Genomic DNA, 14,624 nt, shown 5'->3' with positions numbered 1-14,624 from the left:
CTTCAAAAAACTAACACCTTGCAAAGGCGTAAGGCTGATGCTGACTTTTACTATTCGCAGGCTGATCCTGGCAGTGCCGACGCTGCTGTTTATCAGCCTGGTGATCTTTCTGCTGCTGGAACTCGCTCCGGGCGATCCAATGGCACAGGTCCCTCTGACCGTTCCCCCTGAGGTCAAAGAGAAAATGCGCCTGGCCCTTGGCCTGGGCGAACCGCTGCACATCCGCTTCTGGAAATGGCTGGTGCAGTTCTTCTGGATCGAACCACAAGTGCTGGTCGATCATATTTTTGGCACCTCTTTCTCCGCAGGCGATCTGCGGGTGATTTCCTGGCAGACCCGCTCTCCGGTGATGGATATTGTCATCCAGCGCCTGCCCCAGACCCTGTGGGTTGTGGGAACGGCCTATGTGGTGGCCATTCTGATCGCGTTGCCGATTGGGATTTATTCGGCTTACAAGCAATACAGCTGGTTTGACCAGCTGGGGACGTTTGTGTCGATGGTGGGCTTTTCGGTGCCACCGTTCTTTTCCGGTGTTTTGGTGATTGTGATCTTCTCGGTTCAACTGGGCTGGTTCCCATCGATCTATGACACCACCCATAAGGTCACTGACTGGGACAGCTTTGTGGTGCAGCTGCGCCAGATGATCATGCCGGTCATGGTGCTGGCCCTGCAGATCACCGCCCAGCTGTCGCGCTTTATGCGGGCCTCCATGCTGGACAATCTGAACCAAGACTATGTGCGTACCGCACGGGCCAAAGGCCTTGGGGAATACGTCGTGGTGATGGTGCATGTGCTGCGAAATTCCATGATCCCGGTTGTGACCGTGATTGCGCTGGGGATCCCATCGATCTTTGGTGGCGCGATCATCACCGAACAGGTGTTCAAGGTGAACGGCATTGGCCAGTTGCTGATTGGCGCAATCGAGGCCAACGACCTGCCCATGGTCCAGACACTGACCTTTATCTTTGCGGTGCTTATCGTGAGCTTCAACCTGATTGCCGATGTGCTCTATGGCATTCTTGACCCGAGGATCCGTTATGACTGAAGCCGTGAAAATCGAAGGTCCGCAAAAGACCGGGATCACTGCCGAGCCGGAAAAACCGGCGCGCAGCCAATGGGGCGAGGTCTGGAGCCAGTTCAAATCACACCGCGGCGCGCTGATCGGGGGCATCCTGTTCCTGCTGATTGTCATCGGGGTCGTATTTGGCCCGCTGGTCTATTGGAACGATGCGAAATACGTCCCCACGGGCCGAGATTTCATCAAGCTGCGGGATATGCGGCCGATCTATCATATGTTGTTCGATCCGTCGGCCAAGATGGATTGGGCCTATCCCTTGGGTACAGACAACCTGGGCCGCGACACGCTGGCACGTCTGATGTTTGGCGGCCGTGTGTCGCTGGCCGTGGGCATGGCGGCAATGGTCCTGGCGTTGCTGCTTGGCACCTTGGTTGGGGTGCTGTCAGGTTTCTTCAAACGCCTTGACGGGATGTTGATGCGCCTGACCGACCTGTTCCTTGCCCTGCCCTTGCTGCCCATGATCCTGGTTGCAGCGGTGTTGTTCCGGGAAAGCCTTGCGCTGTCGATTGGGCCAGAGGCCGGGGTCTTTGTGCTGATCGTCTGCCTGATCGGGATCACCAGCTGGATGCCCACTGCACGGATCGTGCGCGGGGATGTGCTGGCGATCAAAGAGCGCGAGTTTGTGCTGGCGGCGCGGTCAATTGGCACCCGTCCCAGTGGCATCATCACGCGGCATATCCTGCCCAATGTGATGTCCCCGATCATGGTCTCGGCCACCTTGGGGATCGCCACCGCGATCATCACTGAATCGTCGCTGTCGTTTCTGGGCTTTGGTTTCCCGCCGGACTTTCCGACCTGGGGCCGTCTGCTGAATGATTCCGTCGATCGGATGGTGCTGTACCCGGAGCGGGTGGTCTGGCCAGGGATCCTGATCTCACTGACGGTTTTGTCGGTGAACTACCTTGGCGATGGCTTGCGCGATGCGCTTGATCCGCGGATCCGGGGCCGCTGACCCGCTTGGGGGCCGCTGACCCCAAACCAACCGCCTGAATATGGGGGCGCTGCCCCCAAACCCCCGGGATATTTTTAAAAAGATGAAGCCCCCGCAGGTTCTCACTTGCGGGGGTTAACTGTTGTGGAGGGTCTTTTTCAGGCGGCGCACGCTGAGCCACACCAAAGCCACCACCGGCAGCGTGATCAGCGCGGTCAGCATGCCTTTGCTGAGGTCCATGAGTTGGGCAAGCGGGTAGAGCGCGTAAGCTGCGAGGGACACCGCGTAGTAGCTGATCGCCACCACCGAGAGCCCCTCGACCGTGTGCTGCAGACGCAGGGCCAGATCGGCGCGGCGGTCCATGCTTTCCAAGAGCGCCTGGTTTTGCGCGCTGCGCTGCACGTCGACGCGGGTTCGCAAGAGCTCCCCGGCCCGGCGCGCGCGATCGGCCAGAACCGTGAGCCGCGTCTCGGTCGATTTCACCGTCCGCATGGCGGGCTCGTACCGGCGCAGCATGAATTCTGCCAGCGTCTGATAGCCCGCGCAGCGTTCCTCGCGCAGGAGGCCAATGCGTTGATTGACCAGCGCCTCATAAGCCCCTGTAGCAGAGAAGCGGAACGCCGATTGCGCCGCCATGCTTTCGAGTTCCGCTGAGATGTTCAGCAGTTGTGTCAGCAACTGGTCCGGGTCGACCTCATCCCCGGTCATCTGTGTCATCATTCGGCTGAGATGACCGTCCAGATTGGTGATCTTGGAGCTGAGCCGCCGTGCGCGGGCAAAGCCCAGCATCGACATAGCGCGATAGGTTTCAATCTCGCAGATGCGCTGCACCACGCGGCCAATGCGCTGTGGGCCGGTGCTGTCGCTGACGAACATGGCAAAGCGCATATGCCCTGCCGCATCAATCCGGAAGTCACCGCCGATGGTGATGCTGTCATCCAGAACCTGGCTCATCACTGTGCTTTCGGGCACAAACCAGGATTTGGCATCCGCCTTCATCTGTTTCAGGTTCCCCCGCGGCAAAATACGGATCATCGCAGAGGTTACGCGCTGGCCCGGCATCGCAGCCAGCCAGTCCTGCGGCAGGACCTCGAAATCGGCGGGATCAAAGGGACGGTCCGCGACGCCTTCGCAATGGAGCGTGTAGGACACAAACTCGGTGTGCTGTTCCCATTTCAGCCAGTGGCGACCGATCTGCGCTGTGTAATGGGTGGCATCGGGCTGCGGATGCGGTGCGCCATGGCGATCCAGCAGATCAATCAGATGCGCCAGATCCAGCGCCCGGTCGCGGTTTACCGCCTCTTCGGGTTGTTTCACCGCAAGGTAGATCACCGTCGACAGCGCTGAGATAGTGGGGAATGGGCGCGCGTGCAGCTCGTTTGAGAGCTGATAGCGCAACGGGTGATCTTGGATCGTCTGCATCGTGGACTCCGGCAAAGGCTGCCCCAACGTAAGACGCGATTTGACGAAATCAATTGTTATTTTACAATGACTTAGAAGAATACGAATGTATACCGCCGAGACGACGCATAGGATAGCGCCACTGTCGTATTGCATCGCACCCAAACAAGCGGACCGTCTTTGGTGGCAGGGTCTGGGGATCCAGCGATCCTCCAGCGCGCTGGTTTTTTGTTGATCTACGCACAGGGGAAAGGTCCTGATCGCATTGTTGTGCGCGAACGTGACGGGTTTGTGGGCTGTAAGCCTTGCAAAGGCGCTTAAATCTGCGGGGCTCACAACCCCGAAAGGATACCCAATGAAAGCCGCCCCACGCGCCTCCTGGCTGGTTCGCCCTCAGCCAAAACCGAAACTCTTTGCGGCCCTTTTTGCAGGTGTCGGTGGTGGTAGCGCCATTGCTGCCCTGTCGCTGATCACACAGCAGGCCGATATACTGATGCTGATGGCGCCTTTTGGAGCCACCTGTGTGTTGTTGTTCGCACTGCCGCAAAGCCCGTTGTCGCAACCCGCAAATGTGATCGGCGGGCATCTTCTGTCCACCGCTGTGGGGCTGAGCCTGCGGCTCGCTTTTCCGGACAGCTGGTGGGCGGTGGGGCTGGCTGTGGGACTGGCGATTTCGCTGATGAGCCTCCTGCGCGTGACCCATCCACCAGCAGGTGCGGATCCGATTGTGGTCTTTGTCGCTGATCCCGGATTTGAGTTTCTGCTGACACCCGTGCTGGCGGGGTCCGTTGCCCTTGTCGGGATGGCCACCCTGTTCCATCGCGGCCAAGGCGGTGACTACCCAAATGTCTAACAAAAAAGGCGCCCCGATTTGGAGCGCCTCTTTGTATCACCAGACCGGTTGATCAGTTGATCAGGGTCAGCAGCGTGTCCAGCGACTGTTTTGCATCACCATAGAACATGCGCGTGTTTTCTTTGTAGAACAGAGGGTTCTCAATGCCCGAATAGCCCGTGCCCTGCCCCCGTTTGGAGACAAACACCTGTTTGGCTTTCCAGCACTCCAACACCGGCATGCCTGCAATGGGCGAGTTCGGATCTTCCTGTGCGGCCGGGTTCACAATGTCATTGGAGCCAATGACGATTGCCACATCGGTTTCGGGGAAGTCGTCGTTGATTTCGTCCATCTCCATGACGATGTCATAGGGCACTTTAGCTTCCGCCAGCAGCACGTTCATGTGACCGGGCAGACGGCCTGCGACCGGGTGGATCGCAAAGCGGACCTCTTTGCCTTTGGCGCGCAGACGACGGGTCAGTTCTGCCACGTTCTGCTGCGCCTGTGCCACCGCCATGCCGTAGCCGGGGATGATGATGACGCTGTCGGCCTCATCAAGCGCGGTTGCCACGCCATCGGCGTCGATTGCGATCTGCTCGCCCTCGACTTCCATAGCGGGGCCTGTGGTGCCGCCAAAGCCGCCCAGGATCACGCTGATGAAGGACCGGTTCATGGCCTTACACATGATGTAGGACAGGATCGCCCCTGAAGAGCCCACCAGCGCGCCCACAACGATCAGCAGGTCATTGCCCAGCGAGAAGCCGATCGCCGCTGCCGCCCAGCCAGAGTAGCTGTTGAGCATAGAGACCACGACGGGCATGTCTGCGCCGCCGATGCCCATGATCAGATGATAGCCAATGAACAGCGCCGCCACGGTCAGAATGAACAGCGGGAAGAAGGCACCCGTGCTGAGGTACCAGATCAGGCAGATCAGCGAGAGGCCCGCCGCACCAGCGTTCAGCATGTGGCCGCCGGGCAGTTTGGTCGCCGCCGAGGTCACACGGCCCGACAGCTTGCCATAGGCAATCACGGACCCGGTGAAGGTCACCGCACCGATCCAGATGCCAAGGGCGGCTTCAACCCGCAGGATGTTGATCTCGACCTGGGATTTCTTGGCCAAGAGCGCTGCAAAGCCCTCAAGTGCTTTCTTGGCGCTGTCGTCCATCAGCAGGACCCGGCCCAGTTCGAAATGGGCGTTGAAGCCCACAAACACCGCCGCCAGACCGACCAGCGCGTGCATGCCCGCAACCAGCTCCGGCATCTGGGTCATTTCGACCTTGGAGGCCAGCATATAGCCGATTGCGCCACCTGCGGCGATCAGGAGCAACGACAAGAGCCAGAAGCCCGAACCGGGGCCGACCAGCGTTGCGAACACCGCGAGACCCATGCCCACGATGCCGTACCAGACTGCGCGCTTCGCGCTTTCCTGACCGGACAGGCCGCCCAGCGACAGGATGAAGAGAACAGCAGCCACAACATAGGCTGCGGTGGTAAATCCGAATTCCATCTACCTGTACCCCTTTAGGATTTCTGGAACATGGCGAGCATGCGCCGTGTCACGAGGAAGCCGCCGAAGATATTGATCCCGGCCATAAAGACCGAAAGCGCAGCCAGAAGGATCACCAGGAAGCTGCCCGAGCCGATCTGCATCAGCGCGCCCAGAATGATGATCGAGGAGATGGCGTTTGTGACCGCCATCAGCGGGGTATGCAGCGAATGCGAGACGTTCCAGATCACTTGGAAACCCACAAACACCGCCAGAACAAACACGATGAAGTGCTGCATGAAGCTGGCGGGTGCCACAAGGCCCACGCCAAGGATCACGGCTGCGCCCACCGCCAGCAGGGTCACCTGCTGTTTGGTCTGCGCTTTGAATTCAGCCACTTCCTGCGCACGCTTTTCTTCGGGCGTCAGTTCCGGCACCACTTCCTTGGGCTTAGCCGCGATGGCCTGTACCTTCGGTGGCGGCGGCGGGAAGGTAATCTCGCCCTCATGGGTGACAGTCGCCCCACGGATGACGTCATCTTCCATATTGTGGTTCACGACGCCGTCTTTTTCCGGTGTCAGGTCCGCCATCATGTGACGGATGTTCGTCGCATAGAGGCTGGAAGATTGCGACGCCATACGGGATGGGAAATCGGTGTAGCCGATGATGGTCACGCCATTGTCGGTCACAACTTTTTCATCCGCCACGGTGCCTTCGGCGTTGCCGCCTTTTTCCGCTGCAAGGTCAACGATCACAGACCCCGGCTTCATCGCCGCGATCATATCCGCGAGCCACAGCTTGGGCGCTTCGCGGTTGGGGATCAGCGCGGTGGTGATGACGATGTCGATCTCGGGCGCCAGTTCACGGAACTTGGCGAGCTGCGCTTCGCGGAACTCGGGGCTGGAGACAGAGGCATAGCCGCCGGTGGCCGCGCCATCTTGCTGCTCTTCTTCAAAGTCCAGATAGACGAACTCCGCGCCCATGCTTTCGACCTGTTCGGCCACTTCGGGACGCACGTCAAAGGCATAGGTTACCGCACCCAAGGATGTGGCGGTGCCAATGGCGGCAAGACCCGCCACACCAGCACCAACCACCAGCACTTTGGCCGGTGGAACCTTACCCGCAGCGGTAATCTGGCCGGTGAAGAAGCGGCCAAAATTGTTACCCGCTTCAATGACCGCACGGTAGCCCGCGATATTGGCCATGGACGACAGCGCATCCATTTTCTGCGCGCGGGAAATACGCGGCACCATCTCCATAGCGACAACAGTTGCACCCTTGGATTTGGCGAGCTCCATGCCTTCTTCGTTCCCACCGGGATTGAAGAAGGAAATCAGCGTTTTGTCTTTGTTCAGGCGCTTCAGCTCGGTGGTCTCCGGCTGGCGCACCTTGGCGATAATATCGGCTTCTTTCCACAAGGCAGCGGCAGTTTTCACCACCGTGACGCCCGCGTCTTCATAAGCCGCATCCGAGAAACCGGCCTGCGTTCCTGCCCCGGTTTCAATCAAACACTCATAGCCCAGCTTCTGCAGCTGGCGGGCGCTGTCGGGTGTCATTGCGACCCGGGCTTCGCCCTCAAAAATCTCTTTTGGTGTCCCTAGTTTCACCTGCTTTGGTCCCCCTTCTTGCGCCCTCGCCCGTCTGCGGTTGCGCATGTTCTGTAAAAAATGAGCCTACGAAGCGCAATTTTCCTGCGCAAGGATGTCGCTGCGTCGCAGCGGCTGCTGACCGGGCAAAGTGACGCAAGGTCTCGAAACTTCGCCAACATGCCCGCCCTTCCACAGATGGCCCACATTGCAAGTTGCACCAGACTATGGGCCGAAAAGGAAGGGGGAGAGGCCGATTTTCAGGCCAAATGCGACAATAAAGACGATGTTTTCGCCATCATTGCGATAGCAGCGCATTTGGTCCGCGCGTGGCGACAGGATAGAATTTCCGTCCTGCCGCAGCGCAGAAACTATCGTTTAAGCAGAACGTTTTGCCGGAGGGGTCGCCCGAAGCGTGCCATGAGCCGTAGCCCATTCGCGAACGGCGGTACCAAAGGCTTCGAACAGAGGGCGCGACACAGGATCCAGCCCGGCTTGGTATTCCGGGTGCCACTGGACTGACAAGGTAAAACCGGGCGCGTCTTTGACATAGATCGCCTCGGGGGTGCCATCTGGTGCATGCCCTTCGACGACAATACGCTGGCCCGGTTGCTTGATGCCCTGCCCATGCAGCGTATTGGTCATCACTTCGGTCCCGCCCAGAAGCTTTTGGAAACAGCCGCCCTCTTCCAAGGTCACCACATGGCGCAGGGCGAATTTCTCCTCCAGCGTGCCATCGGGGGGCATGCGGTGGTTCATCCGGCCCGGCAGATCGCGGATTTCCGGATAGAGCGAACCGCCCATGGCCACGTTGACCTCTTGAAAGCCCCGACAGATGCCAAAGAACGGCTGCCCCCGCTCTACGCAGGCGCGGATCAGTGGCAGAGTGATGGCGTCGCGGGCCCGGTCAAAGGCGCCATGCGCCTCGGTCGCGGCCTCGCCGTACTCATTCGGGTGCACATTCGGACGCCCGCCCGTCAGCAGGAAACCATCAAAGCTCTCGAGCAGTTCATCGACAGTGACAAAGCGCGGATCAGACGGGATCAGCAGCGGCATACACCCCGAGACCTCAGCAATGGCTTCCGAATTCATCGTCCCGCCGGCATGTGCAGGGTATTCATCATTCACGAGGTAGGAATTGCCGATAATACCGACTTTGGGCCGCACGTCTGGTCTCCGTCTGTTGTTCAGGGTCCTGAAAAGACTAGGAGACAGAAGGCCAAGCGCGCAATTCCCAAGGCTGGCGCAGGCGCCTGTGCGCAGGCGCACATTAAATGCGCGCCTGCGTTGCTTGGTTTTTAAGCAGTTCAGATGTCTGCCGCAATGCCCGCGGCCTCAGCGCCTGCTTTGCCAGCTTCGGCGTCATTGTCCGAAGTATCGCCGGTGACACCCATGGCACCGATCACTGCACCAGCCGCGTCCCGCAGCAGGATGCCTCCGGGAACCGGCACAACCTGACCGCCATAGACACCGTTCACAGCCGCCATGAAATAGGCCTGCTGTTCGGCGCGCGCCATCTGCGCAGAGCCGGACATGCCCAGCATCACGGCGCCGTAGGCCTTGCCCTGGGCAATGCCAAAGCGCCCCGGGCTGGCACCATCTTCGCGTTCGAATGCGAGCACATGACCGCCGGCGTCGAGCACAACAACCGACAGCGGCTTCAGCCCCATTTCGCGCCCTTTGGCGCGGGTGGCAGCGATCATGGTGCGGGCCTGATCCAGAGTGAGTGACATGAGGAACCCCTCCCTTCAATTTTCGAGGATTTTGTTGAAAAAAGAAAAGGCCGGGGCATAACCCCGGCCAATATGACGTTAGTTTTGTGCCTTTAGTTCAAGGCGACGAGCGTGCAGAACCGGCTCTGTGTAGCCCGACGGCTGGATGCGACCTTTGAAAACAAGATCACAGGCGGCCTGGAACGCGACCCCATCAAAGCCCGGTGCCATCGCGGTGTAAGTCGGGTCAGAAGCGTTTTGTCCGTCGACCACGGCGGCCATTTTCTGCATCGCGGCCATCACGGCCTCTTCGCTGACGACGCCGTGGTGCAGCCAGTTGGCCAGCGCCTGAGACGAGATCCGGCAGGTGGCGCGGTCCTCCATCAGGCCCACATCATTGATGTCCGGCACCTTGGAGCAGCCCACGCCCTGATCGACCCAGCGCACCACATAGCCAAGGATGCCCTGTGCGTTGTTTTCGACCTCGCGGGTGATGTCCTCGGGCTTCAGGTTTTCGCCCTGCATGACCGGCACGGTCAGCAGATCATCCAGCGTGCCACGAGCGCCGCCTGCTTTCAGACCGTCCTGAACCGCGTGCACGTCTACCGAATGGTAGTGTGTGGCATGCAGGGTCGCGGCGGTGGGCGACGGAACCCAGGCACAGGTGGCGCCGGATTTCGGGTGGCCGATTTTCGCATCCAGCATTTCGCCCATACGGTCGGGGATGGCCCACATGCCTTTGCCGATCTGCGCGCGCCCCTTCAGGCCACAGGCCAGACCGATGTCCACATTGCGGTCCTCGTAAGAGGCAATCCACGGGGTGGATTTCATCACCCCCTTGGGCAGCATCGCGCCCGCTTCCATCGAGGTGTGGATCTCGTCGCCGGTGCGATCCAGGAAGCCGGTGTTGATAAAGGCCACACGGGATTTCGCCGCACGGATACATTCGCGCAGGTTCACCGAGGTGCGGCGCTCTTCGTCCATAATGCCGAGCTTTACCGTATTACGCGGCAGGCCCAGCGCGTCTTCGACATGGTCGAAGATCTTGACGGCAAAGGCGACCTCTTCGGGGCCGTGCATTTTCGGCTTCACCACATAGACAGAACCATGGAGCGAGTTGCCGCCGTCGGCAGCCAAGTCATGCATGGCGATCAGCACGGTGATCATCGCATCAAGGAAGCCCTCGCCCGCTTCGCGGCCCTCTGCGTCCAGGACGGCGGGGTTGGTCATCAGGTGACCCACATTGCGCACCAGCAGCAGCGAACGCCCTTTCAGGGTCGCGGCCTCGCCCGCCGGGGTCACATAGGACACATCGTCATTCAGCACGCGAGTGAAAGTCTTGCCACCTTTGGTGACCTCTTCCGCCAGGTCGCGCTTCATCAGGCCCAGCCAGTTGGAATAGGCGACAACTTTGTCTTCGGCATCGACACAGGCAACAGAATCTTCGCAATCCATAATGGTGGAGAGCGCAGATTCCATGGTGATGTCGTTGATGCCCGCTTTGTCGGTCGAGCCGATCTGACCGTTCGGGTCGATCTCTACAATCACATGCAGGCCGTTGTTTTTCAGCAGAACGCGGTTCGGCGCGGCAGCGGGGCCGGCGTGGCCCGCGAATTGCGCGGCGTCTTTCAGCGCGGGGCGCAGGACACCGCCCTCGACCGCCAGTTCCACCACATCTTCCCAAGAGCCTTCGGCCAACGGGAAGGTGTCATCCAGGAACGTGCGGCCCCAGGCAATTACCCGGTCGCCGCGCGCCTCGTCATAGCCCTTGCCTGTCGGCAGGTCGCCCATCGCATCGGTGCCATAGAGCGCATCATAGAGGCTGCCCCAGCGGGCATTGGCGGCGTTCAGGGCAAAGCGGGCGTTGGTGATCGGCACCACCAGCTGTGGGCCGGGGACATGTGCGATCTCGGCATCGACATTGGCGGTGTCGATTTCAAAATCCGCGCCCTCGGGCTGGATATAGCCGATCTCGCGCAGGAAGGCCTGATAGGCGCTCGCATCCCAGTCCTGACCTTTGCGGGCCACATGCCAAGCGTCGATCTGGCCCTGAATGTCAGCGCGTTTGGCCAGGAGGCGGCGGTTCTCATCGCCCATGCCATTCACAAGGCCTGAAAGCCCCGCCCAGAAGGCATCTGCGGTGACACCCGTGCCCGGCAATGCTTTGCTTTCGACAAAATCCGCCAGTTCGGCTGCCACTTTCATCCCGTGAAGATCACGCATCTTTGCCTCCTGTAAGTCCAATTCGGTTTCCCACATAACCGAAAAGTTTCCTATCGGCAACAAGGGCGGTCAAATGATATTACCAATTTCCGCACAGCTGTTTCAAATTATCCCAGAGATTACACAGGTCAGCTGCGCTTTCCCTTGCCGCACCTCGGGGTGCGCCCTACCAATGAGGTCAGAGAACAACTGAGCCAAATCAGGAAGAGACGCGATGAAAGACGCTAGCCCCGCTACGGCCCCAGAAACCTTTTACCTCAAGGATTACAAACCCTTCGGCTTTGAGGTTGAAAGCGTAGAGCTAATCTTCCGCCTTGCGCCCGAAGCCACGCGGGTGCTGTCCAAGATCCGTTTTGTGCCGCGCGAGGGGGCCGCTGACCCGCGCTTTTTCCTGCACGGCGAAGAGCTGGAGCTGATTTCCGCCCAGATCGACGGCGAACCCGTCGCGCCGCGCCTGATCGACGGCGGATTGGAGTGTGATGTGCCCTCTGAACCCTTTACATGGGAATCTGAGGTGCAGATCAACCCGGCCGCCAACACCGCGCTGGAGGGGCTTTATATGTCGAACGGCATGTATTGCACCCAGTGCGAGGCCGAGGGGTTCCGCAAGATCACCTTCTATCCCGACCGCCCCGATGTCATGTCGACGTTCAAGGTGCGCATCGAAGGCACAGAGCCGGTGATGCTGTCCAATGGCAACCCCGGTGACAGCGGCGCGGGCTTTGCCGAATGGCACGACCCCTGGCCCAAGCCCGCCTATCTGTTTGCGCTGGTCGCGGGTGAGCTGGTCAACCACCCGGATCGGTTCACCACCGCATCGGGCAAGGACGTGGAACTGAACATCTGGGTCCGTCCCGGCGATGAGACCAAATGCGCATTTGGCATGGAAGCCCTGAAGAAATCCATGACCTGGGATGAAGAGGTCTATGGCCGCGAATACGATCTGGACGTATTCAATATCGTGGCCGTCGATGACTTCAATATGGGGGCGATGGAGAATAAAGGATTGAACATTTTCAACTCTTCCTGCGTTCTGGCCTCGCCCGAGACCTCCACAGATATGAATTTCGAACGTATCGAGGCGATTATCGCGCATGAGTATTTCCACAACTGGACCGGAAACCGGATCACCTGCCGGGACTGGTTCCAGCTGTGCCTGAAGGAAGGTCTGACGGTCTATCGCGACGCGCAGTTCACCGCCGATATGCGGTCAGAACCGGTGAAGCGGATTTCCGATGTGATTGACCTGCGCGCGCGCCAGTTCCCCGAGGACGGCGGCCCGCTGGCGCATCCCCCACGCCCGGAGGAATTTCAGGAGATCAACAACTTCTACACCGCCACCGTCTATGAAAAAGGCGCTGAGGTCATTGGCATGCTGAAACGGCTGGTGGGCGATGAGGCCTACTATAAGGCGCTGGATCTGTATTTTGACCGCCACGATGGTCAGGCCTGCACAATTGAAGATTGGCTAGAGGTGTTTGAAGACACCACGGGCCGCGACATGGCGCAGTTCAAACGCTGGTATTCGGATGCCGGCACGCCGCGCCTGAAAGTGGCGGAGGAATATGACGGCGAAACCTTCACGCTGACCTTCCAGCAATCCACCGCCCCAACCCCGGGTCAGGACATCAAAGAACCGCGTGTGATCCCGATCGCGGTAGGCCTGCTGAACGACGCAGGCGAAGAGGTTGTGCCCACCACCGTGCTGGAGATGACCGAGGCAGAGCAGAGCTTTACCTTTGAAGGTCTCAGCGAACGGCCCGTGCCGTCGATCCTGCGCGAATTTTCCGCCCCGGTGGTGCTGGAGCGCGAAACCTCGGCGGCTGAGCGCACGTTTTTGCTGGCCCATGACACGGATCCTTTCAACCGCTGGGAAGCGGGCCGTGCGCTGGCGCGCGAAGCACGCCTTGCCATGATCACCGAAGGCGCCGCCCCTGATGCCGCCTACCTGGAGGCGCTGACGTCGCTGGTGCGTGACGACGCACTGGATCCGGCCTTCCGGGCGCTGGTGTTGTCGCCGCCCAGCCAGTCCGAGATTGCGCAGGCCCTGCATGAGGCGGGCACGACACCCGATCCGGCCGCCATTCATGATGCCGCAGAGACATTCTCGCAAACCCTCGCGCAGGCAATGGCCGACAGCCTGCCGCGCCTTTATGCGGCAACCACTGTTGATGGGCCCTATGTGCCTGATGCAGAAGGTGCCGGCAAACGCGCGCTGAACAGTGCGATCCTTGGCCTGTTGTCACGCATCGACGGCGGCGAAGCGGCAGCCAAACAATATGAAGCTGCGGACAATATGACCCTGCAGCTGTCAGCGCTCGCCTGCCTGTTGCGCATTGAGAAAGGCGCGGATCAGTCTGCTGCCTTCTTTGAGCAGTGGAAAGACGACCGTCTGGTGATGGACAAATGGTTTGGCCTGCAGGTGTCGATGGCCCGCCCCGAGGCGGCGGCCGATGTGGCACGATCCTTGTGTGACCATGCGCTGTTTGACATGAAAAACCCCAACCGCTTCCGCGCGGTGATGGGGGCGCTTGCCGGCCACCATGCGGGCTTCCATCACGCAAGCGGCGCTGGTTATGCGCTGCTTGCGGAAAAGCTGATCGCGCTGGATGCGCTGAACCCGCAAACCACCGCGCGCATGTGTGCGGCCTTCCAAACCTGGAAACGCTATGACGACGACCGTCAAGGCAAAGTCCGGGTAGAGCTAGAACGTATTCTGGCAACCGAGGGCCTGAGCCGCGATACCAATGAAATGGTGAGCCGTATCCTCAATGCCTGACGTCATCGAACAAGCGGGGGCAGACCTGCCCCCCTTCACCTATGAAGGGGATGCCAGATCTCTGGCGGCTCTGCTGGGGTTGGGGGCATGGCTCTTGCTGCTGGCAGTGCTGTGGCTGGTTGTGGGCGCGACGTGGTGGGTTCTGGCAATCCTGGCGCTGCCCGCCGCGCCCGCGCTCTGGGAGATTATGCAGAACCCAAAAGCAGAGCTGAGCTTGGACAGCACCCAACTGAGATGGTCCTGTCCCCGCAGTGAAGGCGAAATTCTGGTCTCTGAAATCGAGCGCGTCGCCCTGACGACCCGCTGGGATTTTTCCACGCGCACAACCATTCACACAAAGCCCGGCACCCGTCACAACCTGCCACCTGCAGTGCAACCACCGGGTCACACGTGGGAAGAGGTTCTAAAGTCACGGGGAATTGCTGTGACTCGTCAGCACTTTACCTCTTTTTAAGAACGCGGCGGCGCACTGTCGCCTCCTGCGCACCAATCCCCCACCTTCGCCCTGATTGACTGGCGAAGGTGGGTCAATGGCTAAGGTAAACTTAATAGGAACTGAAATTCGTCCGCCTAAGACCGCGCCCGCGCCCCAATTG

11 protein-coding genes are annotated in these 14,624 nt (G+C 60.0%); 5 read left to right on the top strand and 6 right to left on the bottom strand.

From position 1 onward, the window contains the following. Window positions 1-37: 37 nt before the first annotated feature. The gene (locus tag TRM7557_RS14150; protein WP_058290876.1) at window positions 38-1,045 is read left to right on the top strand and encodes an ABC transporter permease; all 1,008 of its coding nucleotides are present in this window, start codon (window positions 38-40) and stop codon (window positions 1,043-1,045) included. Then, window positions 1,038-2,030 carry an ABC transporter permease gene (locus TRM7557_RS14145; RefSeq protein ID WP_058290875.1) on the top strand — a complete coding sequence of 331 codons (993 nt, stop codon included), beginning with the start codon at window positions 1,038-1,040 and terminating at the stop codon, window positions 2,028-2,030. The genes TRM7557_RS14150 and TRM7557_RS14145 overlap by 8 nt, the downstream gene beginning before the upstream one ends. A gap of 114 nt (window positions 2,031-2,144) precedes the next feature. On the opposite strand, the gene TRM7557_RS14140 is transcribed toward TRM7557_RS14145, so the two are convergent. Next, on the bottom strand, window positions 2,145-3,431 hold the full coding sequence (locus tag TRM7557_RS14140) for a DUF3422 family protein (RefSeq protein ID WP_058290874.1): 1,287 nt from the start codon (window positions 3,429-3,431) through the stop codon (window positions 2,145-2,147). A gap of 334 nt (window positions 3,432-3,765) precedes the next feature. Between TRM7557_RS14140 and TRM7557_RS14135 the strand changes: the two genes are divergently transcribed. Further along, window positions 3,766-4,263, top strand: a complete 498-nt coding sequence (locus tag TRM7557_RS14135) for an HPP family protein (RefSeq protein WP_058290873.1) — start codon at window positions 3,766-3,768, stop codon at window positions 4,261-4,263. Window positions 4,264-4,315: 52 nt separating this feature from the next. On the opposite strand, the gene TRM7557_RS14130 is transcribed toward TRM7557_RS14135, so the two are convergent. From TRM7557_RS14130 to TRM7557_RS14110, 5 genes are all read right to left on the bottom strand, one after another. Next, window positions 4,316-5,749, bottom strand: coding sequence for an NAD(P)(+) transhydrogenase (Re/Si-specific) subunit beta (locus TRM7557_RS14130; protein WP_058290872.1), 1,434 nt, complete (start codon window positions 5,747-5,749; stop codon window positions 4,316-4,318). Between the two features lie 14 nt (window positions 5,750-5,763). Further along, a complete protein-coding gene (locus tag TRM7557_RS14125) occupies window positions 5,764-7,335 on the bottom strand; it encodes a Re/Si-specific NAD(P)(+) transhydrogenase subunit alpha (protein WP_058290871.1) in 1,572 nt (523 codons plus the stop codon). Window positions 7,336-7,692: 357 nt separating this feature from the next. Further along, a complete protein-coding gene (locus TRM7557_RS14120; RefSeq protein WP_058290870.1) occupies window positions 7,693-8,481 on the bottom strand; it encodes a gamma-glutamyl-gamma-aminobutyrate hydrolase family protein in 789 nt (262 codons plus the stop codon). A 140-nt stretch (window positions 8,482-8,621) separates the two neighbouring features. After that, complete coding sequence (locus TRM7557_RS14115) at window positions 8,622-9,047, bottom strand: GlcG/HbpS family heme-binding protein (protein ID WP_058290869.1); 426 nt, start codon at window positions 9,045-9,047, stop codon at window positions 8,622-8,624. Window positions 9,048-9,125: 78 nt separating this feature from the next. Next, the gene (locus TRM7557_RS14110; RefSeq protein ID WP_058291056.1) at window positions 9,126-11,249 is read right to left on the bottom strand and encodes a malate synthase G; all 2,124 of its coding nucleotides are present in this window, start codon (window positions 11,247-11,249) and stop codon (window positions 9,126-9,128) included. 214 nt (window positions 11,250-11,463) lie between these two features. Between TRM7557_RS14110 and pepN the strand changes: the two genes are divergently transcribed. Continuing rightward, entirely contained in the window at window positions 11,464-14,028 is a 2,565-nt protein-coding gene (pepN, locus tag TRM7557_RS14105) for an aminopeptidase N (protein WP_058290868.1), read from the top strand. Then, complete coding sequence (locus TRM7557_RS14100) at window positions 14,021-14,482, top strand: hypothetical protein (protein ID WP_058290867.1); 462 nt, start codon at window positions 14,021-14,023, stop codon at window positions 14,480-14,482. Before pepN ends, TRM7557_RS14100 begins: the two co-directional genes overlap by 8 nt. Window positions 14,483-14,624: the final 142 nt, after the last annotated feature.

Origin of the sequence: Tritonibacter multivorans (assembly GCF_001458415.1) — a bacterium.
Taxonomy (GTDB): domain Bacteria; phylum Pseudomonadota; class Alphaproteobacteria; order Rhodobacterales; family Rhodobacteraceae; genus Epibacterium; species Epibacterium multivorans.
This window is presented reverse-complemented; position numbering and strand designations above follow the sequence as displayed.

What these genes read in the sequence shown, in the direction of transcription:
- TRM7557_RS14150 (WP_058290876.1), top strand. Translation starts at nt 38, where the DNA reads ATGCTGACTTTTACTATTCGCAGGCTGATCCTGGCAGTGCCGACGCTG.
- TRM7557_RS14145 (WP_058290875.1), top strand. Translation starts at nt 1,038, where the DNA reads ATGACTGAAGCCGTGAAAATCGAAGGTCCGCAAAAGACCGGGATCACT.
- TRM7557_RS14140 (WP_058290874.1), bottom strand. Translation starts at nt 3,431, where the DNA reads ATGCAGACGATCCAAGATCACCCGTTGCGCTATCAGCTCTCAAACGAG.
- TRM7557_RS14135 (WP_058290873.1), top strand. Translation starts at nt 3,766, where the DNA reads ATGAAAGCCGCCCCACGCGCCTCCTGGCTGGTTCGCCCTCAGCCAAAA.
- TRM7557_RS14130 (WP_058290872.1), bottom strand. Translation starts at nt 5,749, where the DNA reads ATGGAATTCGGATTTACCACCGCAGCCTATGTTGTGGCTGCTGTTCTC.
- TRM7557_RS14115 (WP_058290869.1), bottom strand. Translation starts at nt 9,047, where the DNA reads ATGTCACTCACTCTGGATCAGGCCCGCACCATGATCGCTGCCACCCGC.
- TRM7557_RS14110 (WP_058291056.1), bottom strand. Translation starts at nt 11,249, where the DNA reads ATGCGTGATCTTCACGGGATGAAAGTGGCAGCCGAACTGGCGGATTTT.
- pepN (WP_058290868.1), top strand. Translation starts at nt 11,464, where the DNA reads ATGAAAGACGCTAGCCCCGCTACGGCCCCAGAAACCTTTTACCTCAAG.
- TRM7557_RS14100 (WP_058290867.1), top strand. Translation starts at nt 14,021, where the DNA reads ATGCCTGACGTCATCGAACAAGCGGGGGCAGACCTGCCCCCCTTCACC.